Here is a 22,553-nt window from a genome sequence, read left to right as displayed (position 1 = left end):
TCGCGGACACGCTCATATACATAAAACAGGCCCTCACATGACGGGCTGCACTTCCTTTGTAATACATTCGAGCCTCTGCTGAGAAAATCCTGCCAGCCATTGTCCTACCTCTATATATCAGCTGGAAAACATGTTCCGTAAGTCTGTAACCTTGGCCTGCGCTGCTGCCCTGCGCAAATATGCCGCCCCGAAGGAGATCTTCTGATGAAAAAAATCCACCTCGCCCTTATTGCAGCTATCGCACTGCTTCTGACCGGCTCCCTGCTGGCCGGCGGGCTTCATTTATATGCGGGCCAGCAGACCGTGCCCAAGGGCACCCGGCTGGCGGGCTGGGATATCGGCGGCCTGGACATAGCCGAAGTCCGCAGCGGGCTGACGGACCGGCTGCAAATGCTCGAAGCCCTCCTCCTGATTCTCAAGGCAGGAGCCAACACGGAGTTGACCGTCAGCCTGCAGGAGGCCGGAGTGGCCTATGAAGCCGACAGCTTCCTTCAGGGCCTAAGGGCATTGTCCGAAGGCAACATGCTCGAGCGGGCCAAAGCCCGCCGCCGTTTTGCCGCCAGCTGGGATCTTGGTATTCATCTGGAAATTGAACATCTGCAAACGAGCTTAAGCCCTGCCTGGGAAAACGAATCCTTCGGCATTCCGGTTGACGCAACCCGGCGCATTACTGAAGATGACCGGGTGGTTTACACCAAAGAGACTACCTCATATGAAGTGGACTGGCACGGGCTGGAGCTCGCCCTGCGGGCTGCTCTGCCAACAAAGCTGGGCAGCCCGGACATATTGCCCGGTAAGAATATTACCCTGGAGGTGCCTTTAACTGTTAAAGAGCCTTCTATTACCTTAAAAGCTCTTCAGGATCAGGGAATCGAACGAAAAATCACGCAATTTAGCACCTCACTGGGCTTAAGCGGACCGGGGCGCACCTTTAATGTTGAGGCCGCCGCCAAGGCGGTGAACGGCACAATCCTGCCGCCGGATGCTGTATTTGATTACGGCAAGGCGATTGAAAAAGCCCAGCGGGAATCCGGCCTCCGTGAAGCACCGGTTATTGTCAACGGCAAGCTGCAGCCCGGCACAGGCGGGGGCATCTGCCAGGTATCCAGCACCCTCTACAATGCAGCCCTCAGGGCCGGTCTCGAGATTGTGGAACGGCGCAATCATTCCCTGCCGGTCAACTATCTGCCCAAGGGCCAGGATGCTACCTTTGCCCAGGGTTATATTAACTTCCGGTTCCGCAACAATACCGGTAAATACCTGATCATCAAGGCGGCTGTTGAAGGCCGGACCTTGACCGTGAAGCTGTTTGGCACTTTCCCGAAAAACGTATATTATACCGTTCAGTCCCAGACCGTCGAAATCCTGCAGCCTGCGGCCAGATATGTCAGTGATTCCTCACTGCCCCGCGGAGGCACACGCATGCTCCAGAGCGGCAAGGTCGGATATGTAGTCGAAACATATATTACGCGTTATGTAGATGGCAAAGCGGTGGAGAAAACAAAGCTGTCGCGTGATGTCTATCCGGCCCAGAAGCAGGTAATCGCCATTAACCGGGGCGGCATGAGCAAGGCTGTCCAACCTGAACCTGTAAAAAGGCCTCTGGTTGAAGACGGCGTGCGCAGCAATGAATAACAACTGCAAAAGACGTCAGAATCAGCTCTGACCGTCTTTTTGGATGCTACTATATAACTCTGCCTTAGAATAAAGTATCCGGCGACATATCAATTCTCCAGTAGCCGTTCACTTTTTTCAGTTTGACTACTACATCAGCATTATCCCCCTGCCCGTTAGGCTGAGGTACACTGAGCTCGAATACAGCCGTGGTTGCTGTTTTGGAGACCATTACTGCGGTGGCTTTATCATACTGCAGCTGGTTACCGATATCCTCATTAATCTGCGCCATTCTTCCATTCACTTCAATAAATTGAGTCTGTGCATAAAAAGCAGCCGCGTTATGCGTAAAGCCTCTTTTTATGTAATTCATCAGCTGCTGTCTGCTGCCGAGATCACTGGAAAGGTAGCGATATTCCGTTCCGTTGTACATAAAGGTCTCCATACCATGGGTATTACCGCCCGCATTGGAGTAGGTGTACAGCTTTTTGGCATGGACAACCAGCGGAATGATGCTTTTGACCGTTAGATTGTTGATCGTCGCAGGACCCTCTTTGCCAGGCAGAGAGGCTGCTACTGTCTTGACTGTTGTATTTCCTACTGTCGGCGTAGCCGCCAGCGCCCCGCTTCCCGCCGAAACCAGACCGAGCGACAAGGCCAGCGTACCGATCATCCACTTTTTATTCATCCTAAGTTCCTCCTCTTTATTCTGCTTCATTGTAGAGTGTGTTACATTCCATTGCTGCGTTCACTACTGTATACCTTACGGCAGCCTGTAAGCTAAAATACCCATTCCTTCTAATAATGAAAACGGATTTACCACCTTTCCGCGCAAAAAAACTCCGCTTTCCCGGAAAGGGAAAACGGAGTGTGCATACACCATTTATTTGCTGCTATGAGCCTGGTGATTATTCGGGGGAATCAGCCTGATAATAAGCCGTAAAAGCCACATTTGCCGTCAGGATGCTGCCCGGATTTTGTGCCGTTGGAAATTCATATGGCTGCTGAAAAGCAAAGGAATCGACTGTTACCAGTCTTGGCATCTTATTCAGCTGCTTCAGCCACTCATGGATCTCGGCATATCCGCCTTCAATGATAGCCGTCATCTTGATCTCCTGCAGTCCGGCTGCAGAGGCTGCCGCTACTCCCGCCCAGGTACTTGCTGTACTTGTGCCTGTCAGCGAGAAGCCGATGTCCTTCAATCTGGCATGCGAGCTGTCGCCGATAGCCTTCAGATCATTGATCAGCGCCTCACTGCCGTCGCCGGACGGAATAGCGGCCAGCGCCGTCTCTTCATCTGCACTCAGGCTGTCTCCAGCGCCTTTGAGCTCATTAATCTTGTTCTCCAGCACCGATCTTTCCCGGTCCAGCAAAGAAAGCTCACTCTCTTGCATTGCTATATCACTGCTTACCGGACGAATCGCCAGCATGTAAAAGGCAAACAGAATCAGAAACAGGATGAGCATTCCCATCACAATCGGCGAACGGTACTTGTTAATCTGTTCCACTGATATCCGCTCCTTCCTCCGCAGCAGCCTGCACATCCGCCGCTGACGGCTCTAAGGCTTCAGGTGCCATATTCACACGGTATACTGCTGTGTATTTAATCAGATTGGATACACTGCCGCCTATTCCAGTGCCTGCTCCGCCTTCGGTTAACTTTTCAATGGCCACTTCACGTGCGAACGGCATGCCCCGGAGGGAAGTCAGGTACGCTCCGCTGTGCACCATATCTGTAAAGTTCACGGTCAGCAGCAGATCTCCGCGGAACGAAAAGCTGATCTCACGGATTGCAGCGGCATAAGGCAGCTTCGACTGCAGCTCATTAAGCACAGCCGCGGCGTTCACCCGGCTAGCAGACAAAGCTGCAATGATCGCCGCCCGGTCAAAGCTGCCGCTTGCGGCTCCGCTATTGTTCAGGCTGGCAAGCTCAAGCTGCAGAGCTGCATTTTGTTCCTGGACACTCTGCATTTGTGCACGCTGCTCATCATACTCTCCGCGGACAGAAGCGTATAGAATCCCTGTTCCGACAGCGCCCAGCACCCAGACGGCTGCAAGAGTGACTGCCAGATACGGAAATACAATGGTCTCGCGGTCCTCACGCGGCAGCAGATTAATATTGCGCAGCTTGGGATCGCGCAGCGCCGCCCCGGCAGCCACCCGGTAATCATTGAGGCTATTGTCCGGCTTCACGCCTGCCGAGAACTGGTCAACGGCAATCGGGGCAATAGCAAGCTCCGGCAGCGCCGCCTGCAGCTCCTGCTGCAGCTCTCTGCGCATATCAGGTGCGCCTGTAATCAGCAGCTCCGTTATCCGCGTTGAGCCGTCATGTAAGCTGTACTGGTAAAAGCTCAGCATGCGTGAGATTTCTGCTGTAATTTCCACGATCTGCTCAGCGGACAAGTGATCCTGGGAGGCTGACGCAGCAGCAGCTTCCGCCTCGGCTTCAGCGGCAAACGGCTGCTCTTTGCTTAAATCGAGCGGCAACGGCTGCGGCCGGCCCAGATCCACCAGATTGATCGTCCGCATAAACACCGGATTTCCGCTGCGGAACATATAAATATCGAGTAGCGACTGCTCGAGATGAATCAGCATCGTTTCATTAAAAGAGTGCCCGTAGCCGGCAACAATACTGCGTGCCAGCGCGGTAGCCGAAACCTCGACGCTTTTGATTTTCAGGCCGGCATCTTCCAGCACATCCACGTAGTCCTGAACAACCTTGCGTGGCGCAGCAAAAATAATCAGCTGGCTCTCGTTCTCACTCTGCCCGGTAATGACATAATCGTACACCGGATTCTCGAAGGGCAGGTGCAGCCCGGTTTCCACCTCCAGCTTCACCAGCTGTTCGATCTGCTTCTCCGCCGTACTCGGAATCGTCATTTTGCGGATGATCATCTGTGAAGGGGGGATCGACAGGTTCACTGCGCTGCCGCGGAGCCCCTTGGTCTTCACCCATTGTTTCAGCCGGTCCAGCAGCGCCTCGCTGTCAGCCACCTGATTCTCTACAATCATTCCCGGCAGCAGCGGCATGAACCTTTTTTTATGGACTTGCTTCGCCTGATTATTCTTGAAGCTGATATAGCGGATACCCGTCTGCTCAATGGAGACTCCGGCCGCTTTGTTACCTATTCCAAACATGCTATAAAGTTCCTCCTAACGGATGAGCGCGAGATAACCGCTGATAAGTTGTGAACCGTAAGCGAATGCAATCAGTGATCCGGCCGCCAGCCACGGTCCAAACGGAACAGGCTGTCTGCGCTTCACCTTCCCCAGCAGCATCAGCACCACACCGGCAATCGTTCCCAGTGCACAAGCTATCATAAACGCCAAAATAACATTGGGAAAGCCGACCACCAAGCCCAGCAGCGCGAACAGCTTCATATCCCCCATGCCCATACCCCCGAGCAGTGCCAGCCCCAGTACAATAACACCGCCGGCAGCGCCACCCAGCAAATGAGACCATAGCGGCCCTTGCGGAAACAGCAGCACCAGCACCAGAAGCAGCGGCAGAAAAAACAGCAGCACCTTGTTCGGGATCAGCATGTATTTCAGGTCAGCTATGGTCACGATCACGGCCAGACTGACGAGCACAAAGCCGGTAAACGCTTGGCCGGATAGGCCAAACTGCAGATAAATCCATAAGAACAGAAGCCCCGTTGCCGCCTCACCCAGCATATATAGCGGTGACACCTTTGCCCCGCAGTGCCGGCACTTGCCTCCGGCTAGAATGTAGCTTGCCACCGGCAGCAGATCCCGTGCCTTCAGCCGTGTCCCGCAGCTGGTACAGTGCGACGGCGGCCGCACCAGCGACTCCCCCGCCGGCACCCGCAGCGCTACTACATTATAGAAGGAGCCCAGAATCAGGCCGACAAGCGTGATGTATACTGCGATAACAATGGTCATGGGATGTGGGTTCCTGTTCTGTGGATTTTAAAAAAGGAATCGGGAATTCCGATTCCTTAGGAGTATTTGTATCAGTTTTATGGAGTAGGAGAAATTTCAGTGGTAGCTATTTGATTCTTAGAATAACTTCTTGTCTTACCAGTGGTCACCAAAGTTATAGCCGGGCCTGTCGCTGCACCGGAGACTGTTGTATTAGATAATACTCCTCCAGAATAATATACTGTACCGGCAGTAATTGGTTGTTTATTACTTGGCAATAGAATTCCACTCTCCAAATACCCCAATGCTATCAAACCATCGGCTCCTTCAAGTGTAATAGTCTTAGTGCCAGCATTGCCATTAAGTTCTGTCGTTACATATAAGCGAGACGCTTCATAAACTTGTCGAGCTGTGGCCAAATCGGCTTTGTCTCCAGTGTTACTTATAAGTCTAGTTATCATAGGAATAGCAATCACAGCAATAATCCCCAAAATAACAATAACCGCCAATAACTCAATCAGCGTAAACCCCTTTTCCTCTTTACCCGCCTTGCCCAGCTTCTTGCGAATTGCCTGTGCCAACATGATGTTTCCCCCTCATAATTGATGTTATTGAATAAGACCGATACTCCGTTATCTGTGTAGCTCCCAGCTGTCCTGTTGCTGTTATCCAATGTACTTGTCCTATTCCAGCAGGCTCTGGAGCCTGCTTCTGCTCCCGGTCCGCCTGCCTGGCGTCACCCCTCTCAATCTATGCAAGGAGCACATGGCTCACATATTACTGTACAGACTGAACATCGGCAGCATAATTGCTGCTACAATCACACCTACTACACCCGCTAAAAAAGCTATAAGTAAAGGCTCCAGCAGCGACTTCAGCCGGTCAACCGTATTCTCTACGTCCATCTCGTAAAAGTCCGCTACCTTGGAGAGCATCTGATCTAGCGCCCCGGTCTCTTCACCGATGGCAATCATCTGCGTAACCAGTGGCGGGAACACCCATGCTTTCTTGAGCGGCTCCGAGAGCGGCTTCCCCTGTCTAAGGGAGTCCGCAGCACTGCGGATATATCCGCCGATCACCTTGTTTCCGGCAACCTCCTCCACAATGGACAAGGCCTGGAGAATAGGAACCGAGCTCGCATAGAGCGACGAAAAGGTCCGCGTAAACTGTGCGATGGAACCCTTCTGATTCAATTTGCCGAATACAGGAATTTTGAGCTTGGCATAATCAAGCGCGTAAGCGCCCTTCTCAGTCCGTTTAGCGATCATAAAACCAGCCGCAAGCAGAATAATAACGATCAGCCATATATACCATTGTCCCTGAATGCTTTTGCTGAGCGCCAATACCATCTTGGTTATTGCCGGCAGCTCGGCATTCATGGATTCGAACATACTGACAAACTGCGGCACAATAGCCCACAGCAGATAGACAACAGCCGCTACTGCCATTACCGCAACAGTCACCGGATAAGTCAGTGCTGACTTAATCTTTTCTGTAGTGGTATGCTGCTTCTCAAAATAAACCGCCAGCCGCTCAAGCGTCCCTTCCAGATCACCCGATTCTTCCCCGGCCCGGATCATGCTGATGAACAGCGGGGGAAAAATCTTCTTATGATCCTGAATCGCCTGTGACAAGGCTACCCCGCGCAACAGGCTGGAATTAACATCCTGCAGCGCTTTGCTGAGCGGCTTGCTCTCTGTCTGCTCTGCCAGAATTCTTGTAGCATCCACAATAGATACTCCAGCCCGCATTAAGGTGGCAAACTGCCGGCAATAGATAATGAAATGAATGGTCTTCACCGGATTACCGATGTAGATTTCCATCGACAGGATGGAAGACTTCTGTTCGACCAGGGAGAAGACGGTCAGCCCCCGTTTGCGCAGCTCCTCCATCGCCGATCCTTTATCTGAAGCTGTCAGCTTGCCCTTGAGCTGCTTGCCCGCATTGGTCCGGACCTGATACTCGAATTGGGGCATCAGCCGCTCACCTCCGTGAGATAACCTCTGGCCGCTTCAGGCTCAATCAGCCCCAGCTGCAGCTGCTCGCGGATGTTCATCTCAAGGGTATGCATGCCGAGCGCACGGCTAGTCTGCATGACATTTTTGAGCTGATGCGTCTTTTCGGTCCGGATCATGTTGGCCACTGCCGGTGTATTAATCAGCAGCTCGGTCGAACACAATCTTCCCTTGCCGCCAGCCCGCGGAAACAACCGCTGCGAAAGAACCGCCAACAGCACCGATGCCAGCTGGGAACGGATCTGCCCCTGCTGATGCCCCGGAAACGTGTCGATAATCCGGTCAATCGTCTGCGGCGCATCGGTTGTATGCAGAGTAGCCATGACCAGATGGCCCGTCTCAGCCGCTGTAACCGCGGCCGAAATCGTCTCCAGATCACGCATTTCCCCAACCAGGATAACATCCGGGTCCTGACGGAGCACTGCCCTTAACCCGCTGGCGAAGCTGCCGGTATCACTGCCCACTTCCCGCTGATCAATCAGGCAGGTTCCGTGGCTATGCAGAAACTCTATCGGATCTTCCAGTGTTACGATATGCTTGCTGGCAGTCCGGTTAATATAGTTCAGCATGGCAGCGAGGGTTGACGATTTGCCGCTCCCTGTAGGCCCGGTGACCAGAATCAGTCCTTGAGGCTTCATTGCCAGGCTGGATAACACACCCGGCAGTGACAACTGCTCCATGTTGGGAATCTGAGCCGGTATGGAACGTGCTGCAATGCTGACCTGACCGCGCTGCCGGTATACATTCACGCGATATCTTACCCCGTCACCCAGCGGATAAGAAAAGTCGAATTCCCCTTTATTGCGGAACTCTACGCTTCTCTCACTCCCCAACAGCAAATCGGCCATATAGGCTGCTTCCTCAGCACTAACTCTTTCACCTTCCAGCGGCTTTAGCTTTCCGTCAATCCGCATGACCGGAGATGACCCTACAGAAATATGCAAGTCTGACGCCTTGGAAGCAAAGGCCATATATAGCAATTGAACAATATCCCATGAAAAGGCTGGCACTTTTGTCTCCCCCTAAACTCTAATGCGATACCGTCTCGCGCATAACCTCCTGCAGGGTGGTTATGCCTTTGGAGACTTTGAGGAATCCATCCTCCATCAGATGCACCATACCCTGCGCCTTACCTGCAGCACGGAGCTCTTCAATGGATGCCGATTCGGTGATCATCTGGCGCAGATGATCGTTAATGGTCAATACCTCGTGAATCGCAATCCGGCCTCTGAAGCCGGTATTATTACAGCTGCCGCAGCCTCTGCCGCGGTAGATAACCCGGTCTGGCAGGCCGTACCGGCGCAGCATGATCGATTCCTGCTCGGTCGGCGCATGCTCTTCCCGGCAATCCGGGCAGATTTTGCGGACCAGACGCTGGGCAACTACCCCCAGCAGCGAGGAGGCGATCAGATAGGGCTCTACGCCCATATCCCGCAACCGCAGAATCGTACTGACCGCATCATTTGTATGCAGCGTAGACAATACCAGATGCCCGGTAAGCGAGGCCCGCACAGCAATTTCAGCAGTATCGGTATCACGGATTTCCCCTACCATAACAATGTTAGGGTCCTGCCGCAGAATCGAGCGCAGCCCGGCTGCAAAGGTCAGGCCGATCGCCGGATTCACGTGTACCTGATTAACTCCTTCAAGCTGATACTCCACCGGATCTTCAATAGTGATGATATTGGCGCTTTCGGTATTCAGCTGATTAAGTGCAGCATACAGGGTAGTGGATTTACCGCTCCCTGTAGGCCCGGTAATCAGGATAATGCCGTAAGGCTTGCTGATCATGTCCTGAAAAGCCCCGGCATTCCAGTCGCTGAATCCCAGACTGTCGACCGTCTTCACACCGGTGCTCAGATCAAGCAGCCGGAGTACAATCTTCTCGCCGTGCATCGTCGGCAGCGAGGATACGCGGATGTCGACCATTTTGTAATCGAACTGCATCTTGATCCGGCCGTCCTGCGGAAGCCGCCGCTCGGCGATATTAAGCTTGGCCATAATCTTGAGTCTGGCGTGATGAACCCCTGCATCTGCTTGGGGATAATCCGCTCTGTACGCAGCGTACCGTCAATCCGGTAACGGATGGACAGGTTATTTTCACCCGGGTCCACATGGATATCTGATGCCCTCAGCGAAACAGCCTGCTGAATCATCTGGTTCACAAGCCTTACAATCGGCGAATCCTCATCCGTGATTTCGGTTTCTTCGATCTCTTCCTGTGAGGGCAGCTCCACCATCATCTGGCTCATCGAATCCCGCATGCCGTAGTGGCGGGCAATCGCCCGGGTCAGCTCGTCCCGGCTGGAAATCGCAGGCTCGATGCGGAAGCCGGTGCTCATGCGCAGATCCTCAATCGCAAAATAATCGAGCGGGTCGGCCATCGCCACCATCAGCTTGCTGCCCTCTTTCATGAACGGGAGCACCTGATAACGCTTGGCCATGCTCTCAGGAATGATCTGCGTGATGGCCGGATCGATCTGATACTTGAACAGGCTGACATGGGGAATTCCAAGCTGGAACTCAAGGACCTCAATAAGCTGCTGCTCGGTAATATAGCCCTGGGTGATCAGCAGATCGCCCAGTTTGCGCTTGGATTTGCGTTGTTCCACCAGGGCTTCTTCAAGCTGCTCCTGAGAGATAATTCCGTTTTCGACCAGCAAATCGCCCAGCCTTTTTTTCATGATAGCCATACCCTTTTCACTCCAGAGCGCTTAAATTTTGTCGTATACAGCCTCTCCCGGACCCGTCCGGCAGTCCTGCTTAATTAAACCTATGTATATTGTAAAAATATTTCAAATTTAATAGTTATTTAGTCTCACTTTCCAGCAAAATACGCATATCTTTTAATTGCCTATCTACTAAATATGTCCTAGAATGATATATAGCATAGATTGGTACTTTTTACAATGAAAACACCCTCCACATACATCCATTAAATGACATAATGCATTCACTTTTGACAGAAAGCATGAATTATATATCGGCCAGGGAGAGATGAACATGAAGCGTATCAAGAAGAAAAGGTTATATTTTGTTTCAGGCTTGGCCTTGGTGATGCTGCTTGTACTACTGCTTCGCAATCTAGTAGTTGACGTTTTTGCTGATCAGACAACAGGTACTATCGTTAACGCAAATCTTAGCTTAGCCCGGTCAATCACTAATACCGCTGGTGAAACAGTCACTAATCAGATTACACGTGGTGAAGTATACAATTTAAAATATACAATCACTCCACAACCAGTCCCAAGTTCGACTACACCTTCTGTACTCCAGAAAACAGTTTCCGATATCCGTTTTGAAGAACGGCTTCCTGCGCAAATTAACGTTTTACCTACCGACCTTCCGACTGGCTTTACAATTAGCGGGACAATAGATACAGGCCTCATTTTAACTGGTAGCCTAAGTGACATTGCATATACTTGGAAATCAGAGAAGCAAGCTTTTATAGCTGAACCCGCAGAAACACAAGGAATTATTTCATTGAATATTCCTTTCACTCCTGTGGTTAATACAGAACTTATATTTAAGAGTGCAACATTAAAATATACAGATATGCCTCTTTCTAATGTTACAAGTTCCACTTCAGCGGCAACTTCAACACCGACGCCAACTGGTCCGGCATCTACCTTTGATCCCTCCAAATCCTCGTCATCTTCACCACTGGGTATTGCTGGAGATTACAATGCTTTTATCTTCGGAGATACTAGCATGTACGGTGGGGGGGACATTGGCGGGACCTTAGCTTCTGGCGGGAATGTGATTTTGAACCGGATGACGATTAACGTAAAGACAAAAATGAATACGAAATATGCCGTTATCGCCGGCAAAGACATTGACTTTCGCGAGGGGACTGTTAGCGGTAGCATATTATACGGCGGAAATAAAATTAAAATTGGGACTATCCCCGCTGGGGCAACGGTTGACTATGGTGTGCTTATAACTCCAGAGGACTTTAAAGAGGCCCGGATTTATTACAAGAATCTTTCAAACTCGCTTGCGTCAATTAAGGCAAACGGTACAACCTTCCCACAATATGGCGGGCTTTATTTAACAAGTAATAGTTCAACAGCTGTGTTTGATATTAAAAATTCAGAATTCAATAACATTAATTGGACTAATCTCGATAATGTTAAAAATGCTAAGACAATTCTTTATAACTTTCTGGATACCAATATCGTTTTTAACAAGGGCTTCATTTTGCCTTCAGGTGTAACCGCAAAACAAGTGATTTACAACTTTCCGAATGCAACTTCTATTGAATTTAAAAATACCGAAGTTTCGGGAAGTATAATTGCTCCGCTTGCAAGTATTAACTTCACTAATGGAGGACAAATTCACGGGAATGTCATCGCAGAAAATTTAACTGCATCTTCATTAATTGATTATTACGCCTATAACACGGAGCTTCCAAAACCTGCTGCTACAGCAACACCCGTTCCTACTGCAACGCCGACGGCAACTCCAACACCTGTGCCAACAGCACCGCCGATCGTTACAATAACATTCCCTGATCTCGACCCTGTGACCGTTGTCGATCCTGTAGACAACACGCCAAGAACTCTGACCTTGCAAGGCGAAAGTATCGTCAAACTTGGTACAAAAACCGATCTAAAAGCTATATATACGGGACCTGCAACAGAAAAGGACATTACTTACACCTGGATCGTTACTCAAGATGGGAAAGATGTTACAGCATCAAAGCTAAAGAATGGAACTGATAACACTCAGAAGGTACTTGATACTTCAGAAGTTGGCGATTATAAAGTCATCGTTAAAGTCAACAGCTCGAATCTGAAGGTAGAGACTATTGCTGAAAAAATCATTTCCGTTAGATCGCTGACTATTGACGGTCCTGATAATATTTTTGTTACTAAAACCAAAGACTTCACACTAACCACAGGAAACATACCGGCTAATTCCGTAATTAACTGGAGCATTACAAAGAGCGATGAGCAATATGCGACTCTAAGCAAAGCTTCAGGCGATACAACTAACACCAAATACACACTTACTGGTAAACAGATTCATAACGGTGTTGTCATTACAGTAGAGGCTGGCGGAATTACCGAGACCCGTACAGTTAATATTATTCCGTTTAGCTTAACCGGGTTGAGCGCTATTGGCGAAATAGAAATTAATGTGGGTCAGGAGTTGGATCTTAACAGATTGCTCCATGCTACTCCTAGTGAAATGAACATTGATGATATCAAAAACCAGTTCAGCTGGACTAGCAATATGCCACATATCGCTAATTTTGACAGCAACCCTACCGATGAAAGAAAAGGTATTATACGAGGTATTCAAAAAGGAGAAAACGTGTTGGCTACTGTTTCGTACGCCCCTCCCGGTACAACCTCTCCTATCACTGCAACAATTAGAGTTAAAGTAAATACTCCACCAAACGGAGATTTATACTAATCTTCTATCTGAAATCAAAAAAGACCGCCTCCGGATATTATTCATCCAGAGCGGTCTTTTTGCTAATCAGGCAGAACTATGTGCTACTTCACTAATTTCATCGGACTGACACTCATGCTTACCCCCTTAACCCGCGGAAGGCTCGCCTGCTGATCAGCATAAATCTTGTAGTTATAATCTATAATAAATCTGGCATCTATAGTCTTCGATTGTGGCGTCACAAAGGTAAAACCTACGCTTACATTCGCAGCATCAGGCGGATCAACTTGTCCAACTACTGCATTCACAGTCAAATTCCCCTTTGCAAAAAACCGCCGTTCAACCAAAATTTAGACCCCACACCATACAACATTCCCTCTGTGTCTGTGTAGAAAAAGGCTTTCATCTCATCAGCTGCATTCTGGCCTTGACCGCTAACCTGCTGCGAAAAAGAGTCAATCCGGGTAATCAGTATTTCATGTTTAGAAATTACCAATAACTCCTTTTCATTTCCACCTTCGGTTAAACCGTGAATCTTCGCATCTTCAACAGTTGTCTTCCCCAGAACAAACACCGTCGCATCGAACTCTACATTGCCTCTGATGATCAAATTCCCGGTAACCAGAATATTGCCTTTAACCTTCAGAAAGTCAGGTTTGAAATTATCAATAATCAAATCACCGGCAATAATCAGCCATTTCGGATTAATACTATTTGAACCCTGCTTAGCCTCAGAGGAAAATGTGATTTGTTTATAATCCACATTATCTACCTGCAAAGTGTTATCATATATTGCCGATGTGCTTAAATTAGTGAGCTGAGTATTTAGAATATCATGATAGTCGTCCACTGCTTTCTGATAGTCTGCTTCTATTTTATTTTTCTGCTCGTCCGTAGCATCTGCACTTATTGGAGCTTTAGCCGGAAAATCCGGCTTTTTCAGATGAGCAAAAGAACCTGCGTTATATAGTTTAAGCCAGGCATTCAGATTGGTTTGCGCTTTTGCCTGCCCGTCTGCCGATTTCACATAACGTGCACGCAACTCATTTCTTACATCAGTACCCAACGCCTCGGATACTTTGTCCCAAAAGGATTCTTCCACATTAATTTCAACAAACTTTTTCTGTTCTTTGATTCTTACTTTATCGGCCGTAACGCTAAGGATATCATTGAGTGCCTTGGTATTTCCCATCTTAAGTGGAGTTAGCGGTGATACTCCTGATGGGGGAGCTGAGCCGTTGGCATATAGGATACTATCCCAGGACTGGACATGTATTTCACCGCTTGCTTCTGCTGAACCGGCCTGCTGCATTACTGTTGGATACACAGACGGCTGGTGATGTGAGAACCCTTTGTACGTATAATCCGCTGTATCAGTAATTACTAGCTGTTTGCCAGCATAAATATTTCCCCTCAGCAATGGGGCGCCGTTAAGCCTTAACGTTTCACCCGAGCCAAAGGCATATTTCAGAAAATCAGGATAGCTGTCGAGGGTGATCCGCTGCTGCAGCTTACGGGTCACTCCGTTGACTACTGCCGATGTAGTCACATCGATATAATATTTGCGGGACTGTAGATACTTATCATCTATAGGTGAAATAGACTCTTTTCCCGAATACTTAATCTCTTGAATTTCGCCGCTGGCTGTATTATGGAGTGGAAGTGTACCCAGTTCAGTTGTGACGTTAAGGTTCTTTTTATCCAAAGAGCTAAAGATCCCTTCCAGCGTATCCGGATCAATATCTTCAACGTCCTTAAGCTGTGATTGTATATATGCCGTTGCTTCGTCCAGACCCTTTTGCGCCAAATGCAGACTCTGTACATCACTCTCGCGAGTTTCAGTAATCTGAGCTCCGCCTATTGTGGCTCCTATAACAGCCAGACCAAGGATTGTCAGCATAAGCACCAAAAACATAACTAATACAAGCGCCGAGCCCTCTTCATGCTTAATTTTTTTTATAAGCCTCTTAAAACAAGACGGTCTGTCCGATGGTATTTCTATCATTTAGATGCTGTCCTCCTAGAACCCGAATGTACTCTCTAAAGTTAATGTATAATCTTTGCCGCCATATGTTTTCAGAAGATTGAGATTAATATGAATTAAGCCGCTGCTACAAGAGCCTGTATTACCACATTGCAAAACAATACTTGATCCGGGAGTCAGCCTTGAGGTTACAGAAGTCATAGAATCTGCATTTGTGTCATCCGACCTCACGATAGACAGCTTCTCATCCTTAATACTAATAGTCTCCCAAGCGCCACCTGTACCATCTCGTTGCAACTTAATTGAACTGCTTATAATTTCCTGGTTACTGTTAACTTCATATGCTGAAGCGGTCACCGTTTCGGCACCAAAGGTGTACATTTCATTGATAACAGCTGACATCAGCAGATCGCCTTCGTCCCTTAACTTATTCTCAGTAGTTACTTGATTGAAGGAGCGCATTCCAAACATCATTACCGCATAGATCAGTCCGGATACCATCGCAAAAATGGTTATAGCTGCTATAAGCTCAATCAAAGTCAGTCCCTGTTCGCGGCGGAGGAGGTTAACGAATTTTTTCATCTGTAATGTATCCCTCCACAACGGTTTGTTTCGTCCTGGCAGTATCTTTCGAGTCCCACACTATGACCTCAACCGGAAGCAAATAAGGCGAGATATCCTTATCAAAATCCGGTTTACTGGTAGGCATTTCCTTATGCGTTTTCTGCTGGTAGACAATCTGAATGTGATATTGAATTTTATTAATGTAAGGATTCAGTACAGCTTCTAATATTTTTGTGTCATCAACCATATTGTTATATGTCGTGCAAGAAGTCCCGGTGGCCGAGCATTCAAGCTTATTATTGTTTTCTACCTTAGTAAAATAAGCCTTCCACTTATCAAAATCCTGCTTCTCCGCATAAAACAGCGCATTGCGCGCCAGATTGACCATAATCGTCTTGTTCTGGTTGGCTTTGGCGTATGACATCGCATTGGTAAAATAAGACGTTAGCACCAGAGATACGATCGACAAAATGATAATTGCCGCCAGCACTTCGATTAGTGTGAATCCTTGTTCCTGCTTAAGACGATCTTTCATCCTGCCTTTTCGCCCCTCACTCTGCAAAGCTTTCGCACTTGCACATTCCGAATCTATTATTCCTGATTCCATTATATTCTTTCCCCTCTTAACCCAGCAATCCTATTAGACATAATAATTCCAGCGATTTCTACTCTATATATCGGCTATGCGCTATGCTATCATTTGTGCTAAAAGGAGGAAATGACAATGGCTCTGATAGAATGCAGATTTTATTCGGATGTGCTTGGCCTCAGTACCTCAATGACGGCGATACTGCCGCAGCAGACGACTACACAAATCGGACTCAATAATGTAAAAAGAGGGGGGCTTCACCCGACGCTCTATCTGCTGCACGGCCTGTCGGATGATGATTCGATCTGGCTGCGCCGGACTTCGATAGAACGTTATGTAGCTGAGCTGGGCATCGCTGTGGTTATGCCGCAGGTGCACCGGAGCTTTTATACGGATATGGCAGACGGGGGTCAGTACTGGACCTTCATTAGCGAGGAGCTGCCGGCGCTCGCCCGCTCGTTCTTTCCGCTCTCCTCGAAGCGTGAGGATAACTTCGTGGCAGGGCTCTCCATGGGCGGTTACGGGGCGATGAAGCTGGGACTGCGCAAGCCGGAGGCTTTTGCCGCTGCTGCCAGTCTGTCGGGGGCGCTCGATATGGCGCATCATTACATGAACCCGGAGGACCCTGCCAAGAGGTCCCAAGAGTACGCGAGGATCTTCGGTAATGCGGACATCGCCGGCACTCCGGATGATCTGCTGTGGCTGCTTCAGGAGGTAGACAAGTCAACGGGACCTAAGCCGCTTCTTTACCAGTGCTGCGGCACCGAAGACTTCTTGTATGAGGACAATCAGGTGTTCCGTGCTGCCTGCGACAAAACTTCATTGTCATTAACCTATGAAGAAGGTCCAGGCGAGCACGAGTGGGGTTATTGGGATGCCAAAATCCAGGATGTGCTGAAGTGGCTGCCGCTAGGCAAATCATCCTCCGATTTGTGGAGTATATAGGACGAGCATTATTATTTCTGGTAGCGTATACAGAAGGCTAAAGCGGCAAATAGTCACTCGAACTCGATTGGCTCTTTCATAATAAAAGACTGCCCTTTCCGCATATCATAACAGCGGTGAGGACAGTCTTTTTGGTTTTCAGTCTGAATGATCCCGTTCTGCAAAGCCTTGGACAAACTGCTTATTCAGCGCTTCCCGTATGCTGCGCTACCCACTTACCCGCTTCAAGCAGGGAAGCCTCGGCGCGCTCAATGGCCGCTTTGACCTGTACAGTCGCTGTACCGCCGTAAACGTTACGGGCGTTCACTACAGCCTCAGGCTGAAGAACAGCGTAGATCTGATCATCGAACAGCGGGGAGAACTGCTTGAATTCATCCAGGGTCAGATCGAGCAGGAATTTGCCTTCGTTGATGCAGTAGAGCACGGTCTTGCCGATGACCTCATGCGCCTGGCGGAAAGGAAGACCTTTGCCTACCAGGAAGTCAGCGATGTCGGTCGCGTTAGAGAAGTCGGTGTTGACTGCTTCACGCATCCGGCCCTTATTCACCTTCATGGTGGAGATCATTGGAGCGAACAATTGTAGTGCGCCTGTCAGCGTAGCTACTGTGTCGAACATGCCTTCCTTGTCTTCCTGCATATCCTTGTTGTAAGCCAGCGGCAGCGATTTAAGCACAGTCAGCAGGCCGATCAGGTTACCGTAGACACGGCCTGTTTTGCCGCGTACCAGCTCGGGTACGTCCGGGTTTTTCTTCTGCGGCATAATGCTGCTGCCGGTGCAGAACGCATCGTCAAGCTCCACGAAGCTGAACTCGGTGCTGCTCCACAGCACCAGCTCTTCGCTGAGCCGGGACAGGTGGGTCATGATCAGGGCTGAGTTAGCCAGGAACTCGACGATAAAGTCGCGGTCGCTGACAGCGTCCAGGCTGTTCTCATACACACTGTCGAAGCCAAGCTGCTCCGCCACAAAATGACGGTCAATCGGGAACGTCGTTCCGGCCAGCGCCCCCGCGCCCAGCGGCAGCACGTTGATCCGCTTGTAGCTGTCTGTCAGGCGCTCCGCATCGCGGCGGAACATCGACACGTAAGCCAGCAAGTGATGAGCGAACAGAATCGGCTGTGCGCGCTGCAAATGCGTGTAGCCCGGAACAATCGTATCCACATTGTCTTTGGCTTGTTCAATCAGGGCTTCCTGCAGTTCATGCAGCAGGCCAACGAACTCGACCACCCGGTTGCGGAGATACAGATGCATATCTGTCGCCACCTGGTCGTTGCGGCTGCGTCCTGTATGCAGCTTACCGCCGACTGGACCCACTTCCTCGATCAGGTTCTTTTCAATATTCATGTGAATATCTTCATCCGCTACGGAGAATTCAATCTCGCCTGCACGAACCTTTTCCAGCACCTTGTTCAGTCCGGCTTTGATCGTCTCAACATCCTCCTGCGGCAAAATCCCGCATTTGCCCAGCATCGTGACATGGGCCAGACTGCCCTGCACATCCTCCTCGGCCAGTGCCTTATCGAATCCGATGGATGCTGTATACTCCTCCACCAGCTTGTTTGTTCCTTTTGTAAACCGGCCGCCCCAAAGCTTGCTCACCTGATATGCCTCCTCTAATGGACGATAGAAGGGCCGCTCCTGTCCTGTCGGAGGAACGGCCTTCTGGTGTCCGCTTATGTTATGTTCTGTTATGAAACCGCTGAGCGGTAAATATTCTACTTATTGGACTCTGCTACGCCGGAGGAAACCTTCAGCCGCAGTGCATTCAGGCGGATAAAGCCTGTTGCATCACCCTGATCATAGGCCTGTGTCGGATCGGCTTCCATTGTAGCAATATCCGGGTTGTACAGGCTGACCGGTGATTTCACGCCGGCGCCGATGATGTTGCCTTTGTAAAGCTTCACACGTACTGTACCAGTTACGTTCTTCTGGCTCTCGTTCACCAGTGCCTGCAGCGCAAGGCGCTCAGGAGCGAACCAGAATCCGTTGTACACCAGGGTGCTGTAACGGGTGATCAGGCTGTCACGCAGGTTCATCACTTCACGGTCCATCGTGATGGATTCCATTTTGCGGTGTGCGGTGAACAGAATGGTTCCGCCTGGTGTCTCATAGACGCCGCGGCTCTTCATGCCGACAAAACGGTTCTCGACCATATCCACACGTCCGATTCCGTGCTTGCCGCCCAGTTCATTCAGCTTCTCCATTACCTGCAGCGGAGTCAAGGCTTCACCGTTCAAGGCTACACAGTTCCCCTTCAGGAAATCCAGCTCAAGGTATTCTGCTTCATCCGGAGCATCCTCAGGAGCGTTACTGAGCAGGAACATTTCTTTGTTCTCCGGAGCACTTGGGTCAAACCAAGGATCTTCGAGCACGCCGCTCTCATAGCTGATATGCAGCAGGTTGCGGTCCATGGAATACGGCTTCGCAGCCGAAGCCTGTACCGGAATGCCGTTCGCTTCAGCGTAGGCGATCATTTCCGCACGGCCCGGGAACTGGTTGCGGAACTCTTCCAGCCGCCAAGGTGCAATCACCTTGATGTTCGGCGATAACGCCGCCGCATTCAGCTCGAAGCGGACCTGGTCATTGCCTTTGCCGGTTGCGCCGTGGGCAATTGCTGTAGCGCCTTCCGCGATCGCAATGTCCACCATACGCTTAGCAATCAGCGGACGGGCGATACTGGTGCCGAGCAGATATTGGCCTTCATACAAAGCGCCCGACTGGAACATCGGATAGATGAAATCACTCGCAAACTCATCGCGCAGATCATCAATGTAGACCTTCGATGCGCCGGTAGCCAGCGCTTTTTCCTCCAGGCCGTCCAGCTCTTCCTTCTGGCCGATATCGGCTGTGAAGGCAATAATCTCTGCATCATAGGTTTCTTTCAGCCATTTCAGAATGACTGAGGTATCCAGCCCGCCGGAATAGGCGAGTACAATTTTTTCTTTAGGCATGGGGGTGCAACTTCCTTTCAGTGTGGGGGTATGGGATGGATTTATGAAATAACAGCTAATATAACTCCGGTGCCCGGACGCAAGCTGCGTGAATGTTTGGACTTCCGGTCGCTGTTGTCTCAGATTTCCTGATTTGAACCGCTATACAGCGGTAGAAATCCGAAGACTGGTTATGCTTCCGAAGTGAGCTTTTCTACGAAAAGCTTTTAGGCGAACGCTAGCGCTCCTACAGTTCCAAACTTCACTCCGTTGCTTAGCACCGAAATTATAACGCGTAATATTCCAACCTCATCCTATATAGTGTTTTTATATAGTATAAGACCTCTACGGCCTTTGCAGGTTCAAATCTGCAATTTCTTTAGCCCATCAAAGCAGCCATCAGCGCCTTCTGTGCATGCAGGCGGTTCTCAGCCTGGTCGAAGATGACCGAGTTCGGGCCGTCGATTACGCCCGTACTGACCTCTTCCTCGCGGTGGGCCGGCAGGCAGTGCAGGAACAGGTAGTCGCTCTTAGCGCCTTTTACCAGCTCCTCGTTGACCTGATAGTCCTTAAATGCCGCTTCACGCGCCAGCTGCTCCGCTTCGAAGCCCATGCTCGCCCAGACATCGGTGTAGATCACATCAGCGTCCTGAACTGCTTCCTGCGGGCTGCGGGTGATGACGATGTTCGCGCCTGTCTCCTTAGCAATCTCACGCGCCTCAGCAACGACAGCCGGGTCAGGCTCGTAGCCCTCCGGCCCGGCAACCGAGACGTGAACGCCCAGCTTGGCGCCGCCGATCAGCAGGGAGTGGGCCATGTTGTTGCCGTCGCCAATGTAAGCGAGCTTGAGGCCTTTCAGCTTGCCTTTGTGTTCATATACAGTCTGATAGTCAGCCAGCACCTGACAAGGGTGTGCCAGGTCGCTCAGGCCGTTGATTACAGGCACGGAAGCATAACGCGCCAGCTCCTCAACCTTATCATGGCCGAAGGTGCGGATCATGATGCCGTCTAGATAACGGGACATTACCTGTGCTGTATCGCCAACGGTTTCGCCGCGGCCGAGCTGGATATCATTTTTGCTCAGGAACAGCGCATGGCCGCCGAGCTGATACATGCCTACCTCGAAGGACACGCGTGTACGGGTCGAGGATTTTTCAAAAATAAGTCCGATCGTCTTGCCCTTAAGCGGCTGGTAAACCTCGCCGTTCTTTTGTTTCTTCTTCAGCTCGATAGCCAGCTCAATCAGATACGTGATTTCTTCCGGGCTGTAATCGTTCAGCTCCAGCAGATCACGGCCTTTGAGCTGCTCTGCAATCGCCAGCTTCCCGCTATGTACACTCTGGCTCATGAATGTGCCTCCCCGTTTCCTTTGTTAGCATAAGTATGAATGAGCGGAACAAGAATGTCCACCGCCTGGCCGATCTCATCCTGGCTCACATATAGATTAGGCAGCAGCCGGATCACGTTCGGTCCGGCTTGCACAAACAGCAGTCCCTGCTTCTGTCCGGCCAGTACTATATCGCCTACCGGCTCGGTGCATTCGATCCCAATTAAGAGGCCCTTGCCGCGCACTTCCTTCACAAACGGCGTATCCGCCAGCTTCTCTCTCAGCAGGCCTCGCAAATATTCACCCATCTCTTCAGCGCGCTGCGGCAGTTCGTCTTCCAGCATTGTCTCAATCGTCGCTTCCATCACCGCTGCCGCCAGCGGCGTGCCGCCGAACGTGCTGGCATGACTGCCCGGGCTGAACGCTTCGCGCAGGTAACCTTTGCCCAGCATAACGCCCGCCGGGAACCCGCTGGCTACGCCTTTAGCCAGGGTGAAAATATCCGGCTCAATGCCATAATGCTGATGTGCGAACAGCTTGCCTGTACGGCCCATGCCGGTCTGCACCTCATCGACGATCAGCAGCAGGCCATGCTCGTTGCATAGTTCAACCACAGCATGGAGGAATTCCTGCTGCACCTCCAGCACGCCGCCTTCAGCCAGAATCATCTCAAGCATGATAGCTGCAGTATTATCTGTAATCGCTGCTTTCAGCGCCGGCAGATCATGCAAAGGAACCGTCTTAAAGCCCTCCGGGAGCGGCAGGAAGCCCTCTTTTACCTTTTGCTGTCCCGTGGCTGTCAGCGTCGCCAGAGTACGTCCATGGAAGGACTGCTCAAATGTAATAATCTCATAACGGCCTGTGCCCTTCACCTTCTGGTGATAACGGCGGGCTAGCTTGATCGCAGCTTCATTCGCCTCCGCACCGCTGTTGCAAAAGAAGACCTGATCCGCACAGCTGTTGCCTGTCAGCAGCGCTGCAACCCGGTCCTGTCCCGGAATGTGGAACAGGTTCGAGACATGCCACAGCGTATCAACCTGCGCCTTCAGCTTCTCGCCGACCTTCTCGGGAGCGTGTCCCAGACTGGTTACTGCCAGCCCGCACATGAAGTCGAGGTACTTGTTGCCCTGATCATCCCAGACCCAGCTGCCCTTGCCCTTAACCAGACTCAGATCATATCTGGCATAAGACGGGAATACCGCACTCAGCTTGGCAGGAGCAGCCTCCTGAACCTTCGTTTCCCCTGAACGGGTATCCGCAGCCCCTGTTAAAGAATCTTTTTCCGCCTGTGTAAGCTCACTCATT

The 22,553-nt window shown here is 50.5% G+C and carries 18 protein-coding genes and 1 pseudogene; 3 read left to right on the top strand and 16 right to left on the bottom strand.

The features are described from left to right. Positions 1 to 204 precede the first annotated feature (204 nt). Positions 205 to 1,635 carry a VanW family protein gene (locus tag AWJ19_RS14265; RefSeq protein WP_068724689.1) on the top strand — a complete coding sequence of 477 codons (1,431 nt, stop codon included), beginning with the start codon at positions 205 to 207 and terminating at the stop codon, positions 1,633 to 1,635. A 64-nt stretch (positions 1,636 to 1,699) separates the two neighbouring features. Here the strand turns inward: AWJ19_RS14265 and AWJ19_RS14260 are convergent, their stop codons facing one another. The 8 genes and pseudogenes from AWJ19_RS14260 to AWJ19_RS14225 form a co-directional block, all read right to left on the bottom strand. Then, positions 1,700 to 2,302 carry a DL-endopeptidase inhibitor IseA family protein gene (locus AWJ19_RS14260; protein ID WP_068724688.1) on the bottom strand — a complete coding sequence of 201 codons (603 nt, stop codon included), beginning with the start codon at positions 2,300 to 2,302 and terminating at the stop codon, positions 1,700 to 1,702. 220 nt (positions 2,303 to 2,522) lie between these two features. Further along, positions 2,523 to 3,122, bottom strand: coding sequence for a type 4a pilus biogenesis protein PilO (gene pilO / locus AWJ19_RS14255; protein WP_068724686.1), 600 nt, complete (start codon positions 3,120 to 3,122; stop codon positions 2,523 to 2,525). After that, positions 3,109 to 4,752, bottom strand: a complete 1,644-nt coding sequence (gene pilM, locus AWJ19_RS14250; RefSeq protein ID WP_068724684.1) for a pilus assembly protein PilM — start codon at positions 4,750 to 4,752, stop codon at positions 3,109 to 3,111. Before pilM ends, pilO begins: the two co-directional genes overlap by 14 nt. Positions 4,753 to 4,767: 15 nt before the next feature. Next, the gene (locus tag AWJ19_RS14245; RefSeq protein WP_068724682.1) at positions 4,768 to 5,517 is read right to left on the bottom strand and encodes an A24 family peptidase; all 750 of its coding nucleotides are present in this window, start codon (positions 5,515 to 5,517) and stop codon (positions 4,768 to 4,770) included. Between the two features lie 77 nt (positions 5,518 to 5,594). Beyond that, the gene (locus AWJ19_RS14240) at positions 5,595 to 6,080 is read right to left on the bottom strand and encodes a prepilin-type N-terminal cleavage/methylation domain-containing protein (RefSeq protein ID WP_068724680.1); all 486 of its coding nucleotides are present in this window, start codon (positions 6,078 to 6,080) and stop codon (positions 5,595 to 5,597) included. A gap of 186 nt (positions 6,081 to 6,266) precedes the next feature. Then, positions 6,267 to 7,472 (bottom strand): type II secretion system F family protein, encoded by a 1,206-nt coding sequence (locus AWJ19_RS14235; RefSeq protein ID WP_068724678.1) that lies wholly within the window; start codon positions 7,470 to 7,472, stop codon positions 6,267 to 6,269. Further along, positions 7,472 to 8,521, bottom strand: a complete 1,050-nt coding sequence (locus tag AWJ19_RS14230; RefSeq protein WP_082707891.1) for a type IV pilus twitching motility protein PilT — start codon at positions 8,519 to 8,521, stop codon at positions 7,472 to 7,474. Before AWJ19_RS14230 ends, AWJ19_RS14235 begins: the two co-directional genes overlap by 1 nt. 19 nt (positions 8,522 to 8,540) lie before the next feature. Then, positions 8,541 to 10,204, bottom strand: a pseudogene (locus tag AWJ19_RS14225) (ATPase, T2SS/T4P/T4SS family). Between the two features lie 310 nt (positions 10,205 to 10,514). Here AWJ19_RS14225 and AWJ19_RS14220 point away from each other — a divergent pair. After that, the gene (locus AWJ19_RS14220; RefSeq protein WP_068724677.1) at positions 10,515 to 12,932 is read left to right on the top strand and encodes a choice-of-anchor A family protein; all 2,418 of its coding nucleotides are present in this window, start codon (positions 10,515 to 10,517) and stop codon (positions 12,930 to 12,932) included. Positions 12,933 to 13,015: 83 nt separating this feature from the next. Here AWJ19_RS14220 and AWJ19_RS14215 read toward each other — a convergent pair whose 3' ends face one another. The 4 genes from AWJ19_RS14215 to AWJ19_RS14200 are packed head-to-tail and all read right to left on the bottom strand — an operon-like array spanning position 13,016 to position 16,066. Next, positions 13,016 to 13,219, bottom strand: a complete 204-nt coding sequence (locus tag AWJ19_RS14215; protein ID WP_068724675.1) for a hypothetical protein — start codon at positions 13,217 to 13,219, stop codon at positions 13,016 to 13,018. A gap of 2 nt (positions 13,220 to 13,221) precedes the next feature. Then, positions 13,222 to 14,916, bottom strand: coding sequence for a pilus assembly PilX N-terminal domain-containing protein (locus tag AWJ19_RS14210; RefSeq protein WP_068724673.1), 1,695 nt, complete (start codon positions 14,914 to 14,916; stop codon positions 13,222 to 13,224). A 15-nt stretch (positions 14,917 to 14,931) separates the two neighbouring features. Then, complete coding sequence (locus AWJ19_RS14205) at positions 14,932 to 15,477, bottom strand: prepilin-type N-terminal cleavage/methylation domain-containing protein (RefSeq protein WP_068724671.1); 546 nt, start codon at positions 15,475 to 15,477, stop codon at positions 14,932 to 14,934. Next, the gene (locus AWJ19_RS14200; protein ID WP_082707889.1) at positions 15,461 to 16,066 is read right to left on the bottom strand and encodes a prepilin-type N-terminal cleavage/methylation domain-containing protein; all 606 of its coding nucleotides are present in this window, start codon (positions 16,064 to 16,066) and stop codon (positions 15,461 to 15,463) included. Before AWJ19_RS14200 ends, AWJ19_RS14205 begins: the two co-directional genes overlap by 17 nt. A gap of 117 nt (positions 16,067 to 16,183) precedes the next feature. Between AWJ19_RS14200 and AWJ19_RS14195 the strand changes: the two genes are divergently transcribed. Then, a complete protein-coding gene (locus tag AWJ19_RS14195) occupies positions 16,184 to 16,993 on the top strand; it encodes an alpha/beta hydrolase family protein (RefSeq protein ID WP_068724668.1) in 810 nt (269 codons plus the stop codon). A gap of 181 nt (positions 16,994 to 17,174) precedes the next feature. Here AWJ19_RS14195 and argH read toward each other — a convergent pair whose 3' ends face one another. From argH to AWJ19_RS14175, 4 genes are all read right to left on the bottom strand, one after another. Next, on the bottom strand, positions 17,175 to 18,590 hold the full coding sequence (gene argH / locus AWJ19_RS14190) for an argininosuccinate lyase (protein ID WP_068724666.1): 1,416 nt from the start codon (positions 18,588 to 18,590) through the stop codon (positions 17,175 to 17,177). Between the two features lie 116 nt (positions 18,591 to 18,706). Beyond that, entirely contained in the window at positions 18,707 to 19,942 is a 1,236-nt protein-coding gene (locus AWJ19_RS14185) for an argininosuccinate synthase (RefSeq protein WP_068724664.1), read from the bottom strand. Positions 19,943 to 20,300: 358 nt separating this feature from the next. Continuing rightward, entirely contained in the window at positions 20,301 to 21,269 is a 969-nt protein-coding gene (gene argF, locus AWJ19_RS14180) for an ornithine carbamoyltransferase (RefSeq protein WP_068724663.1), read from the bottom strand. Beyond that, positions 21,266 to 22,552, bottom strand: coding sequence for an aspartate aminotransferase family protein (locus AWJ19_RS14175; RefSeq protein WP_068724661.1), 1,287 nt, complete (start codon positions 22,550 to 22,552; stop codon positions 21,266 to 21,268). Before AWJ19_RS14175 ends, argF begins: the two co-directional genes overlap by 4 nt. Position 22,553: the final 1 nt, after the last annotated feature.

The sequence above is a fragment of the Paenibacillus sp. DMB5 genome (assembly GCF_001517085.1).
Taxonomy (GTDB): domain Bacteria; phylum Bacillota; class Bacilli; order Paenibacillales; family Paenibacillaceae; genus Paenibacillus_AQ.
Note: the sequence above shows the minus strand (reverse complement) of the source record. Positions and strands in the feature narration are given on the sequence as shown.

Coding starts and splice junctions, on each gene's coding strand:
- AWJ19_RS14265 (WP_068724689.1), top strand. CDS start 205: ATGAAAAAAATCCACCTCGCCCTTATTGCAGCTATCGCACTGCTTCTG.
- AWJ19_RS14260 (WP_068724688.1), bottom strand. CDS start 2,302: ATGAATAAAAAGTGGATGATCGGTACGCTGGCCTTGTCGCTCGGTCTG.
- pilM (WP_068724684.1), bottom strand. CDS start 4,752: ATGTTTGGAATAGGTAACAAAGCGGCCGGAGTCTCCATTGAGCAGACG.
- AWJ19_RS14245 (WP_068724682.1), bottom strand. CDS start 5,517: ATGACCATTGTTATCGCAGTATACATCACGCTTGTCGGCCTGATTCTG.
- AWJ19_RS14240 (WP_068724680.1), bottom strand. CDS start 6,080: ATGTTGGCACAGGCAATTCGCAAGAAGCTGGGCAAGGCGGGTAAAGAG.
- AWJ19_RS14235 (WP_068724678.1), bottom strand. CDS start 7,472: ATGCCCCAATTCGAGTATCAGGTCCGGACCAATGCGGGCAAGCAGCTC.
- AWJ19_RS14220 (WP_068724677.1), top strand. CDS start 10,515: ATGAAGCGTATCAAGAAGAAAAGGTTATATTTTGTTTCAGGCTTGGCC.
- AWJ19_RS14210 (WP_068724673.1), bottom strand. CDS start 14,916: ATGATAGAAATACCATCGGACAGACCGTCTTGTTTTAAGAGGCTTATA.
- AWJ19_RS14205 (WP_068724671.1), bottom strand. CDS start 15,477: ATGAAAAAATTCGTTAACCTCCTCCGCCGCGAACAGGGACTGACTTTG.
- AWJ19_RS14200 (WP_082707889.1), bottom strand. CDS start 16,066: ATGGAATCAGGAATAATAGATTCGGAATGTGCAAGTGCGAAAGCTTTG.
- AWJ19_RS14195 (WP_068724668.1), top strand. CDS start 16,184: ATGGCTCTGATAGAATGCAGATTTTATTCGGATGTGCTTGGCCTCAGT.
- AWJ19_RS14185 (WP_068724664.1), bottom strand. CDS start 19,942: ATGCCTAAAGAAAAAATTGTACTCGCCTATTCCGGCGGGCTGGATACC.
- argF (WP_068724663.1), bottom strand. CDS start 21,269: ATGAGCCAGAGTGTACATAGCGGGAAGCTGGCGATTGCAGAGCAGCTC.
- AWJ19_RS14175 (WP_068724661.1), bottom strand. CDS start 22,552: ATGAGTGAGCTTACACAGGCGGAAAAAGATTCTTTAACAGGGGCTGCG.